Raw genomic sequence first — 20,265 nt, forward strand, 5'->3', positions numbered from 1 at the left:
GTGAAAGATAAACTCAGCGTCTCAACTGAACTAACGTGTCGAAACGATAAAAGCGCGATATTTCTCTAGCGCCAGTAAAAAATCTTCTAAGCCACAGAATGAGAGGCTTTCTTCATCGTAGTAACTCATCCCCTCTTCCATTTCATCACCTTCCACCGCCATCTGATTAGCGCGAACCATCACTTCTTCACCGTCTAACCATAGCGTGTATTCATGCCCGGTTAACTGCCACTGACGTTCGCTGCCTTTCACCTCAGCCGCGGCCTGCTCCACCTGAGTCAGCAAAGCCAAATCGCCTTTAACCTCCTCGTTTAGCCAGTGCCCAACGACCTCGTGCCCCATCGAAAATACGGCGACAACCTGCCCCGTTACATCATGGCGAAATTCATAATCCATCGTTCAGCCCTCCGCGACTTTCCCCTATTTTTTCTGGGGATGACCTACTTATAGTGTAAACATCCATCGCGTAGCTGCACTGTCAAGGCTCGCAAACTGGAAAAATAAAACGGAGGCCTTGGCCTCCGTTGCGCGTTATCTGCCCGATTTTCACTGGAAAACCGGCGCGGTATATCAGCAAAAATAGCGTCGAGGGTCAAGCCAGCTCGCGTTTCTTCTCGCTGATATCGTGCTCAATTCCTTGCTTCACATCGGCGGGGATTTTCAGAGCCTGCGCCAACGCATCCAGATAGCTACGCTCCATAAAGTGATCGATGTCGATCACCACACAGCTGAGGTAATAGACCTCAAGCGCCTCGTCTTCATTCTTAATATCTTGCGCTAGCAGCGCTGGATTTAACGGTTGTGCCAATGCCTCTTGCACCCAATGCTCTGCTTCAGCGCCAAGACCGAGTTCGTGCAGGCTATTGTCAATGGCCTGACGCTCAGCATCGTCAACGTGCCCATCGCTTTTTGCCGCAAACACGATTGCCTGAATCAGGCGCTTGGTTCGTGTATCAATCGGCGACGTGCGCATGCCAAACTGGGGTTCGTCCTGATGCGTCTCTTTGACTCGTTGTTTATATTTATTCCACAACACCGCACCTACCGCGGCAGAACCACCGATAATCAGCGCATTTTTGCCGAACTTACCCGCCATTTTACGGGTGGATTTATTGCCTAAGAGCACACCAACTAAGCCACCTAACGCGGCCGGAGCTAATAATTTACCAAACCCTTCAGACCCGCCGATCGATTTAGTTTTATCACCGAGCATAGATTGAATCTGCTGCATCCAACTGTTTTTCATAACACACCCCATAGGCGCAATTTATTGATGTTATTGCATGCAGATTACGGATTTATCTGTCAGTTTACGTATGGGAAGTGAAAACTTGCTTATGGCGTGAGCTGGAGGATAGCCGATAAAAAAGGAGGCCGAAGCCTCCTCGATATTCAGTTACACCTGAAAACTAAACTGCCGTCTGGAAAATCACGCCGTCAGCTTTTTCAGTGTACTGTTCCAGCTTGTCAAAGTTCAGGTAACGGTAGGTGTCTACCGCCGTTTTATCCACCTGTTCCATGTATTGCTGATACTCTTCTGGATTTGGTAAACGGCCTAACAGTGAAGCCACCGCAGCCAGCTCGGCCGAGGCCAGATACACATTTGCTCCCGTGCCCAAACGGTTCGGGAAGTTACGCGTTGAAGTCGATACCACCGTTGCGCCATCGGCCACTCGTGCTTGGTTACCCATGCACAGTGAACAACCAGGGATCTCAACGCGTGCGCCACTCTTACCAAAGATGCTGTAGTAGCCTTCTTCAGTCAGTTGAGCTGCATCCATCTTAGTCGGCGGTGCAACCCAAAGACGCGTTGGCAGTTGACCTTTATGCCCATCCAACAGCTTACCCGCGGCACGGAAGTGACCAATGTTAGTCATACACGAACCGATAAAGACCTCGTCGATCTTCTCACCGGCAACATCAGACAACAAACGCGCATCGTCTGGATCGTTTGGCGCACACAGAATGGGCTGTTTGATCTCGGCCAGATCGATGTCGATCACTGCCGCATATTCTGCATCCGCATCGCCTTCCAGCAGTTGTGGATCGGCCAGCCATTTTTCCATGCCCTGAATACGGCGCTCAATGGTGCGACGATCGCCGTAGCCTTCTGCGATCATCCATTTCAACAGAACGATGTTAGAACTCAGGTATTCCGTGATCGGTGCTTTATCAAGTTTGATAGTACAACCCGCGGCAGAACGCTCAGCGGAAGCATCCGCCAGCTCAAACGCCTGCTCAACCTTCAGCTCTGGCAAACCTTCGATTTCCAGAATGCGGCCAGAGAAGATATTTTTCTTACCTTTCTTCTCAACCGTCAGTAGGCCCTGCTGAATCGCGTAGTAAGGAATGGCGTGAACCAAGTCGCGCAGGGTAATACCCGGCTGCATTTTACCTTTGAAGCGCACCAGCACAGATTCAGGCATATCCAACGGCATCACGCCGGTTGCAGCGGCAAACGCCACCAAACCAGAACCCGCAGGGAAAGAGATCCCGATTGGGAAACGTGTATGGGAGTCACCGCCGGTACCAACGGTATCAGGCAGCAGCATGCGGTTTAGCCATGAGTGAATAATGCCATCGCCCGGACGCAAAGAGACACCGCCACGGTTCATAATGAAATCAGGCAGCGTATGGTGCGTGGTCACATCTACTGGCTTAGGATAAGCCGCTGTATGACAGAACGACTGCATCACTAAATCAGCGGAGAAGCCCAGACAAGCCAAATCTTTCAGCTCATCGCGCGTCATTGGCCCCGTGGTATCCTGTGAACCGACGGACGTCATCTTAGGCTCACAGTATTGCCCTGGACGAATGCCTTTCGTGCCACAGGCACGTCCGACCATTTTCTGCGCCAGAGAGAAACCTTTGTTACTCGCCGCGACAGGTTTAGCAATACGGAATACTTCGCTGTGAGGCAGATTCAATGCTTCACGAGCTTTGGTGGTTAAACCACGGCCAATGATCAGTGGAATACGGCCACCGGCACGCACTTCATCCAGAAGCACTTCGGTTTTCAGCTCGAATTTTTCCAGCAGTTCATTCGTTTCGTGATTGCGCACTTCGCCTTTGTACGGGTAGATATCAATCACATCGCCCATATTCAGCTTAGAAACGTCAACTTCGATCGGTAATGCACCCGCATCTTCCATCGTATTGAAGAAGATCGGGGCAATTTTACCGCCGAGAACCACACCGCCACCGCGCTTGTTTGGCACATGAGGAATATCGTCGCCCATAAACCACAGCACGGAGTTAGTCGCTGACTTACGCGAAGAACCGGTTCCGACCACGTCGCCAACATAGGCCAGCGGGAAACCTTTTTTGTTCAGTAATTCAATTTGCTTGATCGGGCCCACGCTGCCCGGCTGATCGGGAACAATGCCGTCGCGTTCGTTTTTCAGCATCGCTAATGCGTGCAGAGGAATATCGGGACGAGACCACGCGTCAGGTGCAGGAGATAGATCGTCGGTGTTGGTTTCACCGGTCACTTTAAACACGGTTACGGTGATTTTCTCGGCCAGTTCTGGGCGAGATAAATACCAGTCGGCATCTGCCCACGATTGTAAAACCTGCTGCGCATGCTTGTTGCCAGCTTTGGCTTTCTCTTCCACATCATAGAAGTTATCAAACATCAGCAGCGTATGAGACAGCGCTTTCGCGGCGATTGGTGCCAGTTTGGCATCATCGAGGGCATCAATAAGGGGATGGATATTGTAACCGCCCTGCATGGTACCGAGCAGTTCAACGGCTTTTTCTTGAGAAACCAGAGGAGAGGTCGTTTCGCCTTTAGCAACAGCGGCTAAAAAACCCGCTTTGACATAAGCGGCTTCATCAACACCCGGTGGCACACGATTGATCAGCAAATCTAACAGAAATTCTTCTTCACCAGCGGGCGGCGATTTCAGTAACTCAACCAACCCAGCCATTTGCGTCGCATCCAGTGGTTTAGGAACCACGCCTTCTGCCGCACGTTCAGCGACGTGCTCGCGATATTCTTTTAGCACGACTTTATCCTCGCTCTCATTGTTGGAGTCATTATGTGTGCAGAGGGTGTGTTTCGTAGTACGTTCTCGATACGGTGTAAAAACCTACTACGGAACACACCCACCACCGGGTTACGGGTAAGTAAGATGCCTTTAGAGCGTTGTCCCACGCTCTGAAAGTACCCCCAAAATAATTCAAGCTGATTGAAGGCAGCAAACCTGTGAGTCCCTAGGAACTTACTCAAGTAAGTGACTAGGGTGAGCGGGTGCAGCCAACGCATAAGCAGCTTGAAGTATGACGGGGATAAAACCTTTCAAGTTACAAGGTCTTCATAAGTAGAGTACCCGGTTATGCCCGTCCAGCATATCAGGATTTAACTCGGTTGTTAAACTGTTCACATAAAAGCAACATAAATAGCGCATAATGCAAATTGGTATCGTTCTGTAACAGTATTAAATGTCGAAAACTGATAAATCTTGATCTGTTCTAGGATCTAAGCGCGGTTTTTTTCGCTATGATCCACTATCACCACGAGTAGATGCAGGATGCGGAATGATACTTAAAAGGAAGTCGAAAACTTTTTATCTTACAGTGCTACAGATTGCCTCCGTTTTGTTGGCCGTCGCAGCACTGTTCTTCCTGATAGACAATACTCAGTCGCAGTATCTGGTACTCAACGGAAACGATCTCGCGCACACCGATTTAGACAATGGCCCCATGATTTGGGGAATGAATTTCTTCTTGTTTGCGCTTTTGATTGGAGTATTGCTGTTCACCATCGCCTTTTTTATTGGATTTAAAGACGATTAGCAGCATGAATTGCGGTTGAAAATGACATAAAAAAACGGCTCCCGAGGGAGCCGTTTTGCATTTCAGCGTAGTCCGCGAAAAAATTATTTCTTCTTCGCTTTCGGATTCGGCAGGTCAGTGATGCTACCTTCGTAGATCTCTGCGGCCAAACCAACGGATTCATGCAGCGTTGGGTGAGCATGGATAGTCAGCGCGATATCTTCAGCGTCGCAACCCATCTCAATGGCCAGACCGATTTCACCTAACAGCTCGCCGCCGTTAGTACCGACAATGGCACCACCGATGATACGGTGAGTTTCTTTGTCGAAGATCAGTTTGGTCATACCGTCGGCACAATCGGAAGCGATAGCACGGCCTGAAGCAGCCCACGGGAAGGTGGAAGTTTCATAGCTGATGCCTTTTTCTTTCGCTTCTTTCTCGGTCAGACCAACCCAGGCAACTTCTGGCTCAGTATAAGCAATAGAAGGAATCACCTTAGGATCGAAGTAGTGCTTCATACCCGCGATAACTTCAGCGGCAACGTGACCTTCGTGAACACCTTTATGTGCCAGCATTGGCTGACCGACGATGTCGCCGATAGCAAAGATGTGCGGTACGTTGGTACGCAGCTGTTTGTCGACGTGGATAAAGCCACGCTCGTCAACTTCTACACCCGCTTTGCCTGCTTCCAGCAGTTTACCGTTAGGTACACGACCGATAGCAACCAGAACCGCGTCGTAACGCTGTGGTTCTGCTGGCGCTTTTTTGCCTTCCATCGTGACGTAGATACCATCTTCTTTGGCTTCTACCGCGGTCACTTTGGTTTCCAGCATCAGGTTAAACTGCTTGCTGATACGCTTGGTGAAGACTTTCACCACGTCTTTGTCAGCGGCAGGGATGACCTGATCAAACATTTCAACAACGTCAATCTGAGAACCCAGCGCGTGATAAACGGTACCCATTTCCAGGCCGATAATACCACCGCCCATCACCAGCAGACGTTCTGGGACTGATTTCAGCGCCAGCGCATCGGTTGAATCCCAAACGCGTGGATCTTCATGTGGAATGAACGGCAGCTGAATTGGACGAGAGCCCGCAGCGATAATAGCGTTGTCGAAGTTAATCACGGTCGTGCCGTTTTCGCCTTCAACTTCCAGTGTGTTAGCACCGGTGAATTTGCCCAGACCGTTAACCACTTTCACTTTACGGCCTTTTGCCATCCCAGCCAGACCGCCGGTCAGCTGAGTGATCACTTTTTCTTTCCAGACACGAACTTTATCGATGTCAGTTTTCGGCTCACCGAAAACAATGCCGTGCTCTGCTAAGGCTTTGGCTTCTTCAATCACTTTAGCGACGTGCAGCAAAGCCTTAGAAGGGATACAACCGACGTTTAAACATACGCCACCCAAGGTGGAGTAACGTTCAACGATGATGGTTTCTAGACCTAAATCCGCGCAACGGAAAGCCGCAGAGTAACCTGCAGGGCCCGCCCCAAGTACCACGACCTGAGTTTTAATTTCAGTACTCATCATGACCTCTTTATTGTTTGTCCGGCGGGTGCGACATCATCCACATTGATAACATCACTGCCAACGTCATTGTTTGGCTCACAACCTTTATTTCCAAAGGAAAGAGGAGAGTCATTCATAACGCCCATCTACCACCGGGACGCTCGTACTGCCCATAGTTTACAAAAATGTTAACAATTCTGTAAAGCTTTGATCGGGTGACGAAAGTCTCACTATCCAATGCTGAACCGTATTAGCTCCAGCACTGACGCACTTGAAGAAAAAAGCCGGCCGTTTGGCCGGCTTTTAGGGTTACATCACCAGGCGACGAATGTCTGACAGCATATTGTTGATGATGGTGATAAAGCGAGCACCATCAGCACCGTCAATCACGCGGTGGTCGAAGGAAAGAGAAATCGGCATCATCAGACGCGGCATAAACTCTTTACCATTCCATACCGGCTCAATCGCTGATTTAGAAACACCCAAGATAGCGACTTCAGGCGCGTTAACAATCGGCGCGAAGTGGGTTGTACCCAGGCCACCGATGCTGGAGATGGTGAAGCAACCGCCCTGCATTTCGCCAGCCGTCAGCTTGCCATCACGCGCTTTCTTAGAGATCACCGTCAGTTCACGGGACAGCTCAGTAATGCTCTTCTTGTTAACGTCTTTGAAGACAGGAACAACCAGACCATTTGGCGTATCAACCGCAACACCGATGTTGATGTATTTCTTCAGCGTCAGGCGCTGCGCATCTTCAGACAGAGAGCTGTTGAAACGTGGCATCTGCTCAAGCGCTGCCGCAACGGCTTTCATGATGAAGACCACTGGGGTGAATTTCACGTCCAGTTTACGTTTCTCAGCTTCGGCGTTCTGCTGTTTACGGAACGCTTCCAGATCGGTGATATCTGTTTTGTCGAAGTGCGTAACGTGCGGGATCATCACCCAGTTACGGCTCAGGTTAGCACCAGAGATTTTCTGGATACGACCCAATTCCACTTCTTCGATTTCACCGAACTTGCTGAAGTCAACTTTCGGCCAAGGCAGCATGCCCGGAATACCGCCACCCGCAGCTGCTGCCGGAGCAGATTCAGCGCGTTTAACCGCATCTTTCACGTAAGCCTGAACGTCTTCACGCAGGATACGACCTTTACGGCCAGAACCTTTGACTTTCGCCAGGTTCACACCGAATTCACGTGCCAAGCGACGGATAACCGGCGTTGCGTGAACGTAAGCGTCGTTTTCAGCAAACTCGCCCTTCGATTCAGCTTTAGCCGCTGGCGCAGGGGCCGCTTTCTGTTCCTGTTTAGCCGGAGCCGCGTCCTGTTTAGCAGCTGGTGCAGCCGCAGGAGCCGCGCCTTCGACTTCAAAGGTCATGATCAGTGAACCGGTTTTGACTTTATCGCCGGTCGCGATCTTGATTTCTTTAACCACACCCGCGAACGGAGCTGGGACTTCCATAGAGGCTTTATCGCCTTCTACGGTAATCAGTGATTGTTCAGCGGCCACTTTATCGCCCACTTTTACCATCACTTCAGTCACTTCAACTTCGTCACCGCCGATGTCTGGAACTTCAACATCTTTCACCGCTGATGCAGCCGCAGCAGCTGGAGCCGCTGACTGTGCCGGTGCAGAAGCGGCAGGCGCAGCGCCAGCCACTTCGAAGACCATGATCAGTGAGCCAGTTTTCACTTTGTCACCGGTCGCAATCTTGATCTCTTTAACCACGCCCGCAAACGGTGCAGGAACTTCCATAGAAGCTTTGTCGCCTTCTACGGTGATCAGAGACTGTTCCGCTTCAACGGTATCGCCTACTTTCACCATCACTTCGGTGACTTCAACTTCGTCGGCGCCGATGTCTGGAACTTCAACATCTTTTGCTGCAGCGGCGGCTGCCGGAGCAGGTGCGGCCGCTGGTTTCTCTTCGGCTTTAGCTGGTGCAGCGGCTGCTGCACCTTCGGCTTCAAAGATCATGATCAGTTTGCCGGTTTCGACTTTGTCGCCCACGGAAACTTTAATTTCTTTAACTACACCGGCCTGTGGTGATGGGACTTCCATGGAAGCTTTGTCACCTTCAACGGTGATCAAAGACTGTTCGGCTTCCACTTTGTCGCCCACTTTTACCATCACTTCGGTAACTTCAACTTCATCAGCACCGATGTCCGGTACATTAATTTCGATAGACATTCTTCTGTACCTCTTATGCCAGACGCGGGTTAACTTTTTCTGGGTTGATGTCGAATTTCTTAATTGCATCAGCAACCACAGAAGCTTCGATTTCACCGCGTTTAGCCAGTTCACCCAGTGCAGCAACCACAACGTATGAAGCATCAACTTCAAAGTGGTGACGCAGGTTTTCGCGGCTGTCTGAACGGCCGAAGCCGTCAGTACCCAGTACGCGATAATCGCTGGCTGGAACGTAAGTACGAACCTGTTCTGCGAACAGCTTCATGTAGTCGGTAGACGCAACCGCTGGCGCATCGTTCATCACCTGAGCGATGTACGGTACACGTGGAGTTTCGGTTGGGTGCAGCATGTTCCAACGCTCACAGTCCTGACCATCACGAGCCAGCTCGGTGAAGGAAGTTACGCTGTAGGTATCAGAACCCACGCCGTATTCTTCAGCCAGGATCTTAGCCGCTTCACGAACGTGACGCAGGATAGAACCTGAACCCAGCAGCTGTACCTTACCTTTGCTACCTTCCAGAGTTTCCAGTTTGTAGATACCTTTACGGATACCTTCTTCTGCACCCTGCGGCATTGCCGGCATGTGGTAGTTTTCGTTCAGCGTAGTGATGTAGTAGTAAACGTTTTCTTGTGCTTCACCGTACATGCGCTCCAAGCCGTCATGCATGATGACTGCCACTTCGTAAGCGTATGCTGGATCGTAAGAGATACAGTTCGGGATAGTCAGAGACTGAATGTGGCTATGGCCATCTTCGTGCTGCAGACCTTCACCGTTCAGGGTTGTACGACCTGAAGTACCACCGATCAGGAAGCCACGTGCCTGTTGGTCACCCGCTGCCCAGCACAGGTCGCCGATACGCTGGAAACCGAACATGGAGTAGTAGATATAGAACGGGATCATTGGCAGATCGTTGGTGCTGTAAGACGTTGCCGCCGCCAGCCAAGATGATGCTGCACCCAGTTCGTTGATACCTTCCTGCAGGATCTGACCTTTTTCGTCTTCTTTGTAGTAAGCAACCTGCTCACGGTCCTGCGGGGTGTACTGCTGACCGTTAGGGCTGTAGATACCGATCTGACGGAACAGGCCTTCCATACCAAAGGTACGCGCTTCGTCGGCGATGATTGGAACCAGACGATCTTTGATCGACTTGTTCTTCAGCATCACGTTCAGGGCACGAACGAAAGCGATGGTGGTAGAAATTTCTTTGTTCTGCTCTTCCAACAGAGAACCGAAGTCTGACAGCGCAGGCATTTCCAGTTTCTCGGTGAAGTGAGTCAGACGAGTTGGCAGGTAGCCTTGCAGCGCCTGACGGCGTTCGTGCAGGTACTTGGACTCTTCAGAATCTTTATCAAACGTCACGTATGGCAGTTTTTCGATTTCAGAATCAGCCACAGGTACGTTGAAACGATCACGGAACTGGCGCACGCCGTCCATGTTCATTTTCTTAACCTGGTGAGCGATGTTCTTACCTTCGGCGGTGTCACCCATGCCATAACCTTTAACGGTGTGGGCAAGAATAACGGTCGCTTGGCCTTTGGTATCTTTCGCTTTTTTCAGTGCAGCGTAGACTTTCTTAGGATCGTGGCCGCCACGATTCAATGCCCAGATTTCGTCATCGCTCATGTCTTTAACCAGAGCGGCGGTTTCAGGGTAACGACCGAAGAAGTGCTCACGAACGTAAGCGCCGTCTTTGGATTTGAAGGTCTGGTAGTCGCCGTCCAGCGTTTCGTTCATCAACTGGATCAGTTTACCGCTGGTATCTTTACGCAGCAGCTCATCCCAACGGCTACCCCAGATAACCTTAATCACGTTCCAGCCAGCGCCTGCGAAGATGCCTTCCAGTTCGTTAACGATTTTGCCGTTACCGGTGACTGGGCCATCCAGACGTTGCAGGTTACAGTTGATGATGAAGCACAGGTTGTCCAGTTTTTCACGCGTTGCGATAGTGATCGCACCTTTAGATTCTGGCTCATCCATCTCACCGTCGCCCAAGAAAGCGTAAACGGTTTGTTCAGAGGTATCTTTCAGGCCACGGTGTTCCAGATATTTCAGGAATTTAGCCTGATAGATTGCACCGATTGGGCCCAGACCCATTGATACAGTTGGGAACTGCCAGAATTCAGGCATCAGTTTAGGATGCGGGTAAGAGGACAGGCCTTTACCGTGAACTTCCTGACGGAAGTTGTTCATCTGTTCTTCGGTCAAACGGCCTTCAAGGAAGGCACGAGCGTAAACGCCCGGGGAAATGTGGCCCTGGAAGTACACCAAATCGCCGCCGTCTTTCTGGTTACGAGCGCGGAAGAAGTGGTTAAAGCAGACTTCGTATACCGTTGCGGAAGACTGGAAAGAAGCCATATGGCCACCCAGTTCCAGATCCTTTTTCGATGCACGCAGAACAGTCATGACCGCGTTCCAACGAATCGCTGAACGGATGCGGCGTTCCAGCTCCAGATTACCTGGGTACGCAGGCTCGTCTTCTACCGCAATGGTATTGACGTAGTTGCGGCTGGTCGCTCCGGTAGGCAGGTTTACGCCGCCTTTACGGGCTTCACCCAATACTTGATCAATCAGGTACTGAGCGCGCTCTACACCTTCTTCACGGATGACCGATTCGATCGCCTGCAGCCAGTCGCGGGTTTCGATCGGGTCCACGTCATTGTTTAAACGTTCTGACATGGTGGTATTCCTTATCTGTCTAATGGTTTGTCAGGAGCCTGTCTTCGTGTGTTTTCTTCATGTCGGGAAAAAACACGAAGACAGGCCCAATCAGGGTTTAGTTGCCTAGTGGTGTTGCAATAAAACGGATTATCAAAGGGCTAAGCTTTCACAATCCGTTTTTAATCCTTGCGTTGCTGGAGTCTGCGCAGCGACCGCTCACGGCGGCTATGCTCACGATTGAGTTCCAACAAGATATCCTCAATAAATGCCAGATGGCGGTGCGATGCTTCACGAGCTTTCTCTGGCTCGCGTGCCACAATCGCCTCAAAAATGCTGGCACGATGGTCGTTTACCTTGGCCAACATTTCACGGCGCGAGTAAAGCAACTCAAAGTTCTGTTTCACGTTTTGCTCCAGCATCGGCGCCATACAGCGCAGCAAATGCAGAAGAACCACGTTATGTGCAGCTTCGGTCACCGCGACCTGATACTGCATCACCGCATCCGCTTCAGCGTCTAAATCGCCGCTTTCCTGCGCCTCTTGAATAACCAGATGGCAAGTGCGAATACGGGTTAAATCTTCGTCTGTGCCACGCAGTGCTGCGTAATAAGCAGCAATACCTTCAAGCGCATGACGGGTTTCAAGCAAATCGAATTGTGATTCTGGATGGTCTGCCAGCAGTTCAGCCAAGGGATCGCTAAAACTTTGCCAGAGGTTGGTTTGAACGAAGGTACCGCCTCCCTGACGACGCAACAGCAATCCTTTTGCTTCTAGCCGCTGTATCGCTTCTCTTAAAGAAGGTCGAGACACATCAAACTGTTTCGCCAGCTCACGCTCGGGAAGAAGTTTTTCTCCTGGGCGCAGCGTGCCTTCCAGAATCAGATATTCCAGTTGCTGTTCGATGACATCTGATAGTTTCGGTTGACGAATTTTGCTGTAGGCCATGTCGCTCTTTTCTTCTCTGCGAGTGCTTCTTCTTATTAACGTTATTTTGTTCGCGAGCCGCTTAAAATCTCTGCGAGTGGCGCAAAGTCAATTGGTAATACCAATTTCAAAAACGTGACGCTAAAGTAACAAAGTATTCACCTGCTGTCCATACAGGCTTTGATTGAAATCATGAAAGCGAGCATTTTTTAACAAAGTCACTCAAACAACACAGCAATACTATAACTGTAACGTGGTAATACCATTTACGAGGCAAGAAAGTATTTTAACTTTATTGAAACTAAAAGACACTCAAGCTGAAGCGTGAAAGCAGTGCAAAATTCGCATAACAATTCAAATAAACGAATAGTTATTTAATCACCAGATGTACTAACAATGCTAATTGCTTGAAGATAAATATGTTACGCGCGGTAGGTAAAATTAGGTAAAGAAGTCACGGCTATACGGTGTTTATCAAATCCGCTCGCTCAGCCAGCATGAAATTTATCCAATCGGCAATTCTCCTCGTCCTCCAAAAGAAGTACCTCCACCACCGGTGCTTCATTTTGTAAAATATTGCTTTTTTTTCGTCTCTTTCGCCAATTTCGCTCAAAGCGTCTATTTTATAAACAATGCTCATTTTCTCTGAATGAATGAGCAAAAACTCATTGAGCTCTCTCTGTGATCTATATCGGTATTTAACATTATAAATGTGGTGCAATTTCTTTCGCTTATCATTATTCTCCAGTCATTGGTAGCCAATAAAACAAATCAAATTGGCAATCCATGTAAACAATAAATTACGCATTTCGTATTTTAATAATTACAAATGACAGTAACAGTGAGCCAGAGGTCGTTTTCGACCGGCGTATTTAGAGGATGAAAGACATGAGTGATCAGCAGCATCGCGCTCAGCCTCACGGTGAACAACTGAAAAGGGGATTGAAAAATCGCCATATTCAGCTGATTGCTCTGGGTGGTGCCATCGGCACCGGACTGTTTTTAGGTATTGCACAAACCATCAAAATGGCGGGCCCTTCCGTTATTTTGGGCTACGCAATTGGTGGTTTTATAGCGTTCCTGATAATGCGTCAATTGGGTGAAATGGTGGTTGAAGAGCCTGTAGCAGGGTCTTTTAGCCACTTTGCCTTTAAATACTGGGGGAACTTTGCAGGTTTTGCCTCGGGCTGGAACTATTGGGTTCTTTACGTGCTCGTGGCGATGGCAGAGCTCACCGCCGTCGGCATTTATGTTCAGTACTGGTTCCCCGATATCCCTACATGGGTTTCTGCGGCCGTCTTCTTCCTTGCGATTAACGCCATTAACCTTGCGAACGTCAAAGTCTACGGTGAAATGGAATTCTGGTTTGCCATTATCAAAGTCGTCGCCATTATCGGCATGATTGTGTTCGGCGCATGGCTCTTACTGAGCGGCCACGCAGGGCCTGAAGCCAGCGTGACGAATCTGTGGGAGCAAGGTGGATTCTTCCCTAACGGCACGATGGGTCTGGTGATGGCGATGGCCGTTATCATGTTCTCATTCGGTGGGTTAGAACTAGTTGGCATCACCGCAGCCGAAGCCGATAACCCAGAGAAAAGCATTCCTAAAGCCACGAATCAGGTTATTTACCGCATTCTGCTTTTCTATATTGGCTCTCTGTCTATCCTACTTTCGCTTTATCCGTGGGGCAAAGTAGTGGAAGGCGGCAGTCCATTCGTGATGATTTTCCACGAATTAGATAGCAACGTTGTCGCCACCATCCTGAATATCGTGGTGTTGACCGCTGCGCTATCGGTTTATAACAGCTGCGTGTATTGCAACAGCCGTATGTTGTTTGGTTTAGCCAAACAGGGCAATGGGCCGAAAGCGTTACTGAAAGTCGATGGACGCGGCGTTCCCGTCGTAGCGATTGGGCTATCGGCTGCAGCCACTCTGCTGTGCGTGCTGATTAACTACGTCATGCCGGGCAAAGCCTTTGAGCTGCTGATGGCGCTGGTTGTTTCTGCCTTGGTGATCAACTGGGCGATGATTAGCTTAGCGCACCTGCGTTTCCGTGCGGCTAAAAATCGTGAAGGCGTGGTACCTAAGTTTCAGGCGTTTTGGTATCCGTTCGGCAACTACCTGTGCTTAGCATTCCTGTGCGGGATCTTAGTCATCATGTACTTCACGCCGGGTATTCAGATTTCCGTGCTGCTGATACCGGTATGGCTGATTATTCTCGGTATTGGCTACGCCATCAAACAGCGCAACCAACGCAATACGAATAGCGTATCCAGCCACTCGTAAGCGATTTTCTTTAATATTCTTAAAGCCTCCGCATGTCGGGGGCTTTATTTTTATGATGCGCTTTCTTTGCGAAAGCGAAAATTGTTACCCCGTTCACAGTTCCAAGTCAGTAGCACATTTATCCATCTCGCCAGCTAAACCTTTACCCATAGAATCAAGGTATTCGAGCACATAATCCTCATCAAGATAGCTAAATAATTTCTATGTGAGGATGTTAGCCATGAATGAAAACAAGCTCTCGGTAAAAGAAAAGATCGGGTACGGAATGGGGGATGCGGGTTGCAACATGATCGGCGGTGCCATCATGATGTTCCTGAGCTATTTCTACACCGATATCTTCGGTTTAGCTCCCGCATTAGTTGGCGTGTTGCTCCTCTCAGTGCGTGTTTTGGATGCCGTTACCGACCCGATTATGGGCGCTATTGCCGACCGCACTCAAACCCGCTGGGGGCGCTTTCGTCCTTATCTACTCTGGGTATCATTCCCTTACGTCATTTTCAGCGTATTGATGTTTACCACCCCAGAATGGACTTATAACAGCAAAGTTATCTATGCGTTCGTGACCTATTTCCTGATGTCACTGACCTATACCGCCATCAATATTCCTTATTGCTCACTGGGCGGCGTTATCACCGCCGATCCCAAAGAGCGCGTTTCCTGCCAGTCTTATCGTTTCATCATGGTTGGGATCGCCACGTTGATTTTGTCTTCTACCCTTCTGCCGATGGCGGATTGGTTTGGCGGTGAAGATAAAGCGAAAGGCTATCAGATGGCGATGGGCGTGCTGGCGCTGATCGGTCTCTTCATGTTTCTGTTCTGCTTTGCCACCGTTCGCGAGCGTATAAAACCCGCAGTTCCCAGTAATGATGCTCTGAAACAAGATTTACGCGACGTATGGAAGAACGATCAGTGGGTACGTATTCTGCTACTCACGTTCTGCAACGTCTGCCCGGGCTTTATTCGCATGGCCGCAACCATGTATTACGTGGTGTGGGTAATGGAAAAAAGCACGCATTTCGCCACTCTGTTTATCAGCTTGGGCGTGATTGGCATGATGTTCGGCAGTGCGCTGGCGAAACCGTTAACCGATCGCTACTGCAAACTTAAGGTCTTCTTCTGGACCAATATCGTGCTCGCGATCTTCTCCTGTGGCTTCTATTGGGTAAACCCTCACGCGACCACTCTGGTTCTAGTGCTCTATTTCTTGCTCAATATCCTGCACCAGCTCCCTTCCCCGCTGCACTGGTCGCTGATGGCCGACGTTGACGACTACGGCGAATGGAAAACCGGTAAGCGCAGCACCGGGATCAGCTTCTCAGGCAACCTATTCTTCCTCAAAGTCGGATTAGCCGTGGCAGGTGCGATGGTGGGATTCTTACTTTCAGCTTACGGCTACGACGCCGGTGCAGCACGTCAGAGCGACAGCGCCGTAGGCGGCATTATCCTGCTTTTCACCATCATTCCGGGGATTGGCTATTTGATTACCGCAGGTGTTGTGCGCCTATTGAAAGTTGACCGCAATATGATGATTCAAATTCAGAGCGATCTGGCTAAACGCCGTGAAAACTATCAAGAGCTCAATGCGCTAATCGATGCCAAACAGGCGAAGCCACATACCGTTTAATCCACGAGATATCAGGGAGCTATACATGACCGTTTTTCCTAACCCGCTGATTGAACAGCGCGCCGATCCCTATATTCATTTGCATCAGGATGGTTGGTATTACTTCATCGCTTCGGTGCCCGAATACGATCGCTTGGAGCTACGTCGCGCCCAAACGCTAGAACAACTGGCCGACGCGAAACCCGTGACGGTTTGGCGCAAGCCAGAAAATGGCCCCATGAGCCACCTGATTTGGGCGCCAGAGCTGCATTTCTTCAATGGGCAATGGGTGATTTATTTTGCCGCTGCGCATTCACCAGAGATTAAAGAAGGGCTATTCCAGCATCGTATGTTCGCTCTAACCTGCAACGGCACCGATCCGCTAAGCGGAAACTGGATTGAGCGCGGCAGAGTCATCACGCCGCTGGATACGTTTTCACTCGACGCCACCAGCTTCGAATATCAAGGTAAACGCTATTATCTTTGGGCGCAGAAAGATCCTGAGGTTTACGGTAACTCTAATCTTTACCTCGCTGAGCTTGAAAACGCATGGACGATAAAAGGCCAACCAGTGATGTTGAGCAAACCTGAACTGGAATGGGAAACGCGCGGTTTTTGGGTCAACGAAGGGCCTGCGGTCATTCGTCGTGGGGGAAGAGTTTTTATCACTTACTCCGCCAGCGCCACCGATGAAAACTATTGTATGGGGCTGCTATGGGCGAAAGACGGCGCCGACATTCTAGATGTCTCTCAGTGGCATAAAGCGCAAAAGCCCGTATTTGGTACGGCACGCCATAACCGCCAATTTGGTCCGGGGCATAACAGTTTTACCCAAACCAAAGAGGGTGATGACGTACTGGTTTACCACGCCCGGAACTACACTGAAATTGAAGGCGATCCGTTGTATGACCCCAACCGCCACACGCGTATCAAAATCTTTGCGTGGGATGAGCAAGGGATGCCAGTGTTTGGGGAGCCGTTGGCGGATAATAGGTAGGAGGGTATCTGGGGGGCGATTCAAATGATATTGCGGTGAAAGGTTTCGTCTGCCGGTACTGTATGTGTATATGTTAGAACTGTGAAAGTTTTCGTACGCCAGTACTGTATTAGATCAGTGAAAGGTTTCGTCCGCCAGTACTGTATTAGATCAGTGAAAGGTTTCGTCCGCCTGTGAGCAAATATACTCCCATGAAACCAATGGCGTAGGCGTCCGATGAGAGCCCCGTTGCGCGGGGGCTCTCAACTCACGCGCTTTTATCCGAGACGCCATCTCCGCTCCGGTTTGGTATCGCCCATCCCGGGCGCCCCAAACTCCGCCGGTATATCCCTGTACCGGCGGCTCTCTCTACCAAAACTTAAACAATTAAAAGAAAAGAGAAAAATAAAAAGATAAGAAGACAAAAAAATCTTTTGTCTTTTCATGTTTAAAGAATGCATTTTAGAGCCGCCAGCAGGGATGCTGGTGGCAGGTTGAGGGCGCACAGGACGTGCGCTCCGAAACCGGTCGGCCAAACAACGCGGTAAAAAGCGCGAGAGTCGAGAGGTTGCGCGCCAGCAACCTTTCGTCGGACGCCTACGCCAATGGCTTCATAGAAACACAAATGCTCACTGGCGGACGAAACCCTTCATCGTTCTAACATAAAAGAGCCCGGATGCAAGGCGGCGGCGATTGAGCCGCCTTGCTCGGACGCCAGCACAATGTTTATGTGAAACTCGGTGTATTCGGCGGACGAAACCTTTCACTGTTCTGACATATACAGTGCTGACGCACGAAGCCCCACCCCACCTACATTAACGCCCCATAAATCGTCAGCAGCGCCACAACCACCAGCAACACCATAGTGATCTTTCGCGCTAACGTTACCGCCGCACGCGGCGTCTTAATCGGATCGAGATGTGGATCGCGCGCTAAGGAGAACTGAGCCAAATTAGTCAGCACTTTATATTGCGACGTATGAACATCACCCAGTGACGCGATCCATGCTGGCAGCGCCCTTTCACCATGGCCTAGCAGCGCATAGGTCACACCGGCTAAACGCACGGGGATCCAATCAAGCCAGTTCAGTATCAAATCCACGCCTGATTGTGCGCGCAATAGCGGTGAAGCCTGACGTGTTAGCCATGTTTGGTAAGCACGTAGCATGGCATATCCTGCTAATGCAACGGGGCCATAAGGACCGGCTACCACAAACCAAAATAGCGGCGCGAGATAGAAACGAAAGTTAATCCAAACCAGCGCATTTTGCAGTTCACGCAAACGAACATCAGCCGTGCAATCCGTCGGTAAACCATGAATCAAGGCCAGCTCAGTCGCCATCTGATCGGTGGCATGTTCATCGCCTTTGCGAGCAGCCGCCAGATAGGCTCGATAGTGCTTACGGATCTCACCGGCACCAATACAAAACAGCGCAATGATAATCCACAGCGCCAATGACAGCACACCGAAGAACATGCCGTGTGCAGCCCACAAAGCGGCAAACACCACCGCCATCCAAACAATCGCCATCAGCAATGTTTTGAGCAACGATGCACCCGAACCCATGCGAAATACCGGCTCAAAACGGTGATCGATTTGCCAATGGTGGCCGAGCTTAAACAAACGCTCCCACGCTAATACCAGTAACAACGAAAACAGAGTCATGCTTCTTAACTCCCAACTTTTTATTTATTTTTTATGTAACGACTTAAAATCTGGCGATATTCATCCCAGAAAAACATTGGGCCTGGATCGGTTTTTCGTCCTGGCGCAATATCGCTATGTCCAGTCACACGCTGAGGCGTTATCGGGTATTCATCCATCAGCAATGCGTTAATTTCAGCCAGCTTGCGATACTGCTCGGGCTCAAACATTTGGGAATCCGTGCCCTCTAACTCAATGCCAATCGAAAAATCATTGCAGCGTTCACGCCCTTCAAAACAAGAGACTCCCGCATGCCACGCTCGGCGATTAAAAGGCACATATTGAATCACAGTTCCATCGCGGCGAATCAGGCAGTGTGCTGAGACACGTAAATGCTGAATTTCAGCAAAAAAAGGATGCTCATCGGCACGTAATGTCCCGGTAAAAAGCTGGCTGATATACGGCCCGCCAAACTCACCCGGCGGTAAGCTAATATTATGAACCACCAGCAATGACGGCTCTTCACCATCTGGGCGATCGTCAAAATGAGGCGAAGGCACGCGCTCAACGCCAACAATCCAGCCGTCTTTTAATCGCATTTCTTACTGCTACTCCTGACCGAATGAGTGTTGTCTATAGCCAACATAATTAGAGTTGCAGCCAACACAGATGCAGCTTCAAGTATGACGGCTATATATGGTACTTATAGCGGCAACAGAGTAGCATGATTATTCTTAATACTTGGACCTATATCAACAGTCCAGGTTTATGGCCTGAAGGTCATCACCTGCTACTTTCGGAGTTTTTATTATGCCGACACGCCGCTACAGCGCCGATACGCGCCGAGCCGAGCTGTTAGAACGTATTGAAAACGACATCCCTTACGCGGTGTCTCTGGCTCTACGAGAAGATCTAGGCGGCGAGGTAGACGCTGACCGTGATATCTCTGCGCAACTATTGCCAAACGATAGGGAAGCCACCGCCACCATCATCACCCGTGAAGCCGGTGTGTTTTGCGGCGTTCGCTGGTTAGAAGAAGTTTTTCTGCAGCTAGGGCGGAAAGTCACTATCGAGTGGCAAGTGAAAGATGGTGACACATTGGTTCCAAATCAATGCCTGTGTAAACTGACCGGCCCTGCCCGCATCCTACTGACCGGCGAAAGAACCGCGTTAAACTTTTTACAAACGCTCAGCGGCGTATCAACAACGGTCAGCCACTATGTGAAGATTTTGGCCGGAACAAAAACGCAGCTGCTCGACACGCGAAAAACCATCCCCGGCATGCGAACCGCGCTGAAGTATGCGGTATTGTGTGGCGGCGGAAGCAACCACCGCCTTGGGCTTTCTGACGCTTTCCTAATTAAAGAAAACCACATCATCGCCGCCGGTTCGATAAAAAAAGCCGTCGAACAAGCATTTTGGATGCATACCGATGTGCCGGTCGAAGTGGAAGTCGAATCCATCGACGAGCTCAGAGAGGCGCTGGATGCCGGAGCCGATATTATCATGCTCGATAATTTCACCACCGATATGATGCGTGAAGCCGTGGCGCTAACCGGCGATCTCGCCCAGCTAGAGGTGTCTGGCAATGTGACCGATGAAACGCTGCGCGAGTTTGCTGAAACCGGCGTTGATTTCATTTCGGTCGGAGCCCTCACCAAACATATTAAAGCGCTCGATCTCTCCATGCGTTTTCAGTAGTA

14 protein-coding genes are annotated in these 20,265 nt (G+C 50.0%); 5 read left to right on the forward strand and 9 right to left on the reverse strand.

Going from position 1 to position 20,265, the window contains the following annotated elements; all coding sequences use genetic code 11:
• Positions 1-30 precede the first annotated feature (30 nt).
• The 3 genes from yacL to acnB all read right to left on the reverse strand — a co-directional run bounded on the left by yacL (position 31) and on the right by acnB (position 4,007).
• Positions 31-396, reverse strand: coding sequence for a protein YacL (yacL, locus tag CPY98_RS16505; protein WP_025800332.1), 366 nt, complete (start codon positions 394-396; stop codon positions 31-33).
• Positions 397-592: 196 nt separating this feature from the next.
• Positions 593-1,246 (reverse strand): tellurite resistance TerB family protein, encoded by a 654-nt coding sequence (locus CPY98_RS16510; RefSeq protein WP_043495365.1) that lies wholly within the window; start codon positions 1,244-1,246, stop codon positions 593-595.
• A gap of 163 nt (positions 1,247-1,409) precedes the next feature.
• Positions 1,410-4,007 carry a bifunctional aconitate hydratase 2/2-methylisocitrate dehydratase gene (gene acnB / locus CPY98_RS16515; RefSeq protein WP_043495367.1) on the reverse strand — a complete coding sequence of 866 codons (2,598 nt, stop codon included), beginning with the start codon at positions 4,005-4,007 and terminating at the stop codon, positions 1,410-1,412.
• A 532-nt stretch (positions 4,008-4,539) separates the two neighbouring features.
• Between acnB and CPY98_RS16525 the strand changes: the two genes are divergently transcribed.
• On the forward strand, positions 4,540-4,797 hold the full coding sequence (locus tag CPY98_RS16525; protein ID WP_043495368.1) for a hypothetical protein: 258 nt from the start codon (positions 4,540-4,542) through the stop codon (positions 4,795-4,797).
• Positions 4,798-4,880: 83 nt separating this feature from the next.
• On the opposite strand, the gene lpdA is transcribed toward CPY98_RS16525, so the two are convergent.
• The 4 genes from lpdA to pdhR all read right to left on the reverse strand — a co-directional run bounded on the left by lpdA (position 4,881) and on the right by pdhR (position 12,074).
• Complete coding sequence (lpdA, locus tag CPY98_RS16530; protein WP_025800335.1) at positions 4,881-6,305, reverse strand: dihydrolipoyl dehydrogenase; 1,425 nt, start codon at positions 6,303-6,305, stop codon at positions 4,881-4,883.
• Between the two features lie 291 nt (positions 6,306-6,596).
• Positions 6,597-8,471, reverse strand: coding sequence for a pyruvate dehydrogenase complex dihydrolipoyllysine-residue acetyltransferase (gene aceF / locus CPY98_RS16535; RefSeq protein ID WP_046448734.1), 1,875 nt, complete (start codon positions 8,469-8,471; stop codon positions 6,597-6,599).
• 13 nt (positions 8,472-8,484) lie between these two features.
• The gene (gene aceE / locus CPY98_RS16540; protein ID WP_025800337.1) at positions 8,485-11,148 is read right to left on the reverse strand and encodes a pyruvate dehydrogenase (acetyl-transferring), homodimeric type; all 2,664 of its coding nucleotides are present in this window, start codon (positions 11,146-11,148) and stop codon (positions 8,485-8,487) included.
• Positions 11,149-11,309: 161 nt separating this feature from the next.
• Positions 11,310-12,074, reverse strand: coding sequence for a pyruvate dehydrogenase complex transcriptional repressor PdhR (pdhR, locus tag CPY98_RS16545; protein WP_025800338.1), 765 nt, complete (start codon positions 12,072-12,074; stop codon positions 11,310-11,312).
• 867 nt (positions 12,075-12,941) lie between these two features.
• On the opposite strand from pdhR, the gene CPY98_RS16555 reads away from it, so the two are divergent.
• From CPY98_RS16555 to CPY98_RS16565, 3 genes are all read left to right on the forward strand, one after another.
• Entirely contained in the window at positions 12,942-14,339 is a 1,398-nt protein-coding gene (locus tag CPY98_RS16555) for an amino acid permease (protein ID WP_046448732.1), read from the forward strand.
• Between the two features lie 220 nt (positions 14,340-14,559).
• Positions 14,560-15,963, forward strand: coding sequence for a glycoside-pentoside-hexuronide (GPH):cation symporter (locus CPY98_RS16560; protein ID WP_025800341.1), 1,404 nt, complete (start codon positions 14,560-14,562; stop codon positions 15,961-15,963).
• Positions 15,964-15,988: 25 nt separating this feature from the next.
• Complete coding sequence (locus CPY98_RS16565; RefSeq protein WP_096388455.1) at positions 15,989-16,939, forward strand: family 43 glycosylhydrolase; 951 nt, start codon at positions 15,989-15,991, stop codon at positions 16,937-16,939.
• Between the two features lie 789 nt (positions 16,940-17,728).
• Here CPY98_RS16565 and ampE read toward each other — a convergent pair.
• Both ampE and ampD read right to left on the reverse strand, forming a co-directional pair.
• Positions 17,729-18,583 carry a beta-lactamase regulator AmpE gene (gene ampE / locus CPY98_RS16570; RefSeq protein ID WP_025800343.1) on the reverse strand — a complete coding sequence of 285 codons (855 nt, stop codon included), beginning with the start codon at positions 18,581-18,583 and terminating at the stop codon, positions 17,729-17,731.
• 20 nt (positions 18,584-18,603) lie between these two features.
• Positions 18,604-19,161, reverse strand: a complete 558-nt coding sequence (gene ampD, locus CPY98_RS16575; RefSeq protein ID WP_025800344.1) for a 1,6-anhydro-N-acetylmuramyl-L-alanine amidase AmpD — start codon at positions 19,159-19,161, stop codon at positions 18,604-18,606.
• Between the two features lie 211 nt (positions 19,162-19,372).
• Here ampD and nadC point away from each other — a divergent pair, with 211 nt between their 5' ends.
• Entirely contained in the window at positions 19,373-20,263 is an 891-nt protein-coding gene (gene nadC / locus CPY98_RS16580) for a carboxylating nicotinate-nucleotide diphosphorylase (RefSeq protein WP_025800345.1), read from the forward strand.
• Positions 20,264-20,265 lie beyond the last annotated feature (2 nt).

Source organism: Hafnia sp. CBA7124 (genome assembly GCF_002355555.1).
In the GTDB taxonomy this organism is placed as follows: Bacteria; Pseudomonadota; Gammaproteobacteria; order Enterobacterales; family Enterobacteriaceae; genus Hafnia; species Hafnia alvei.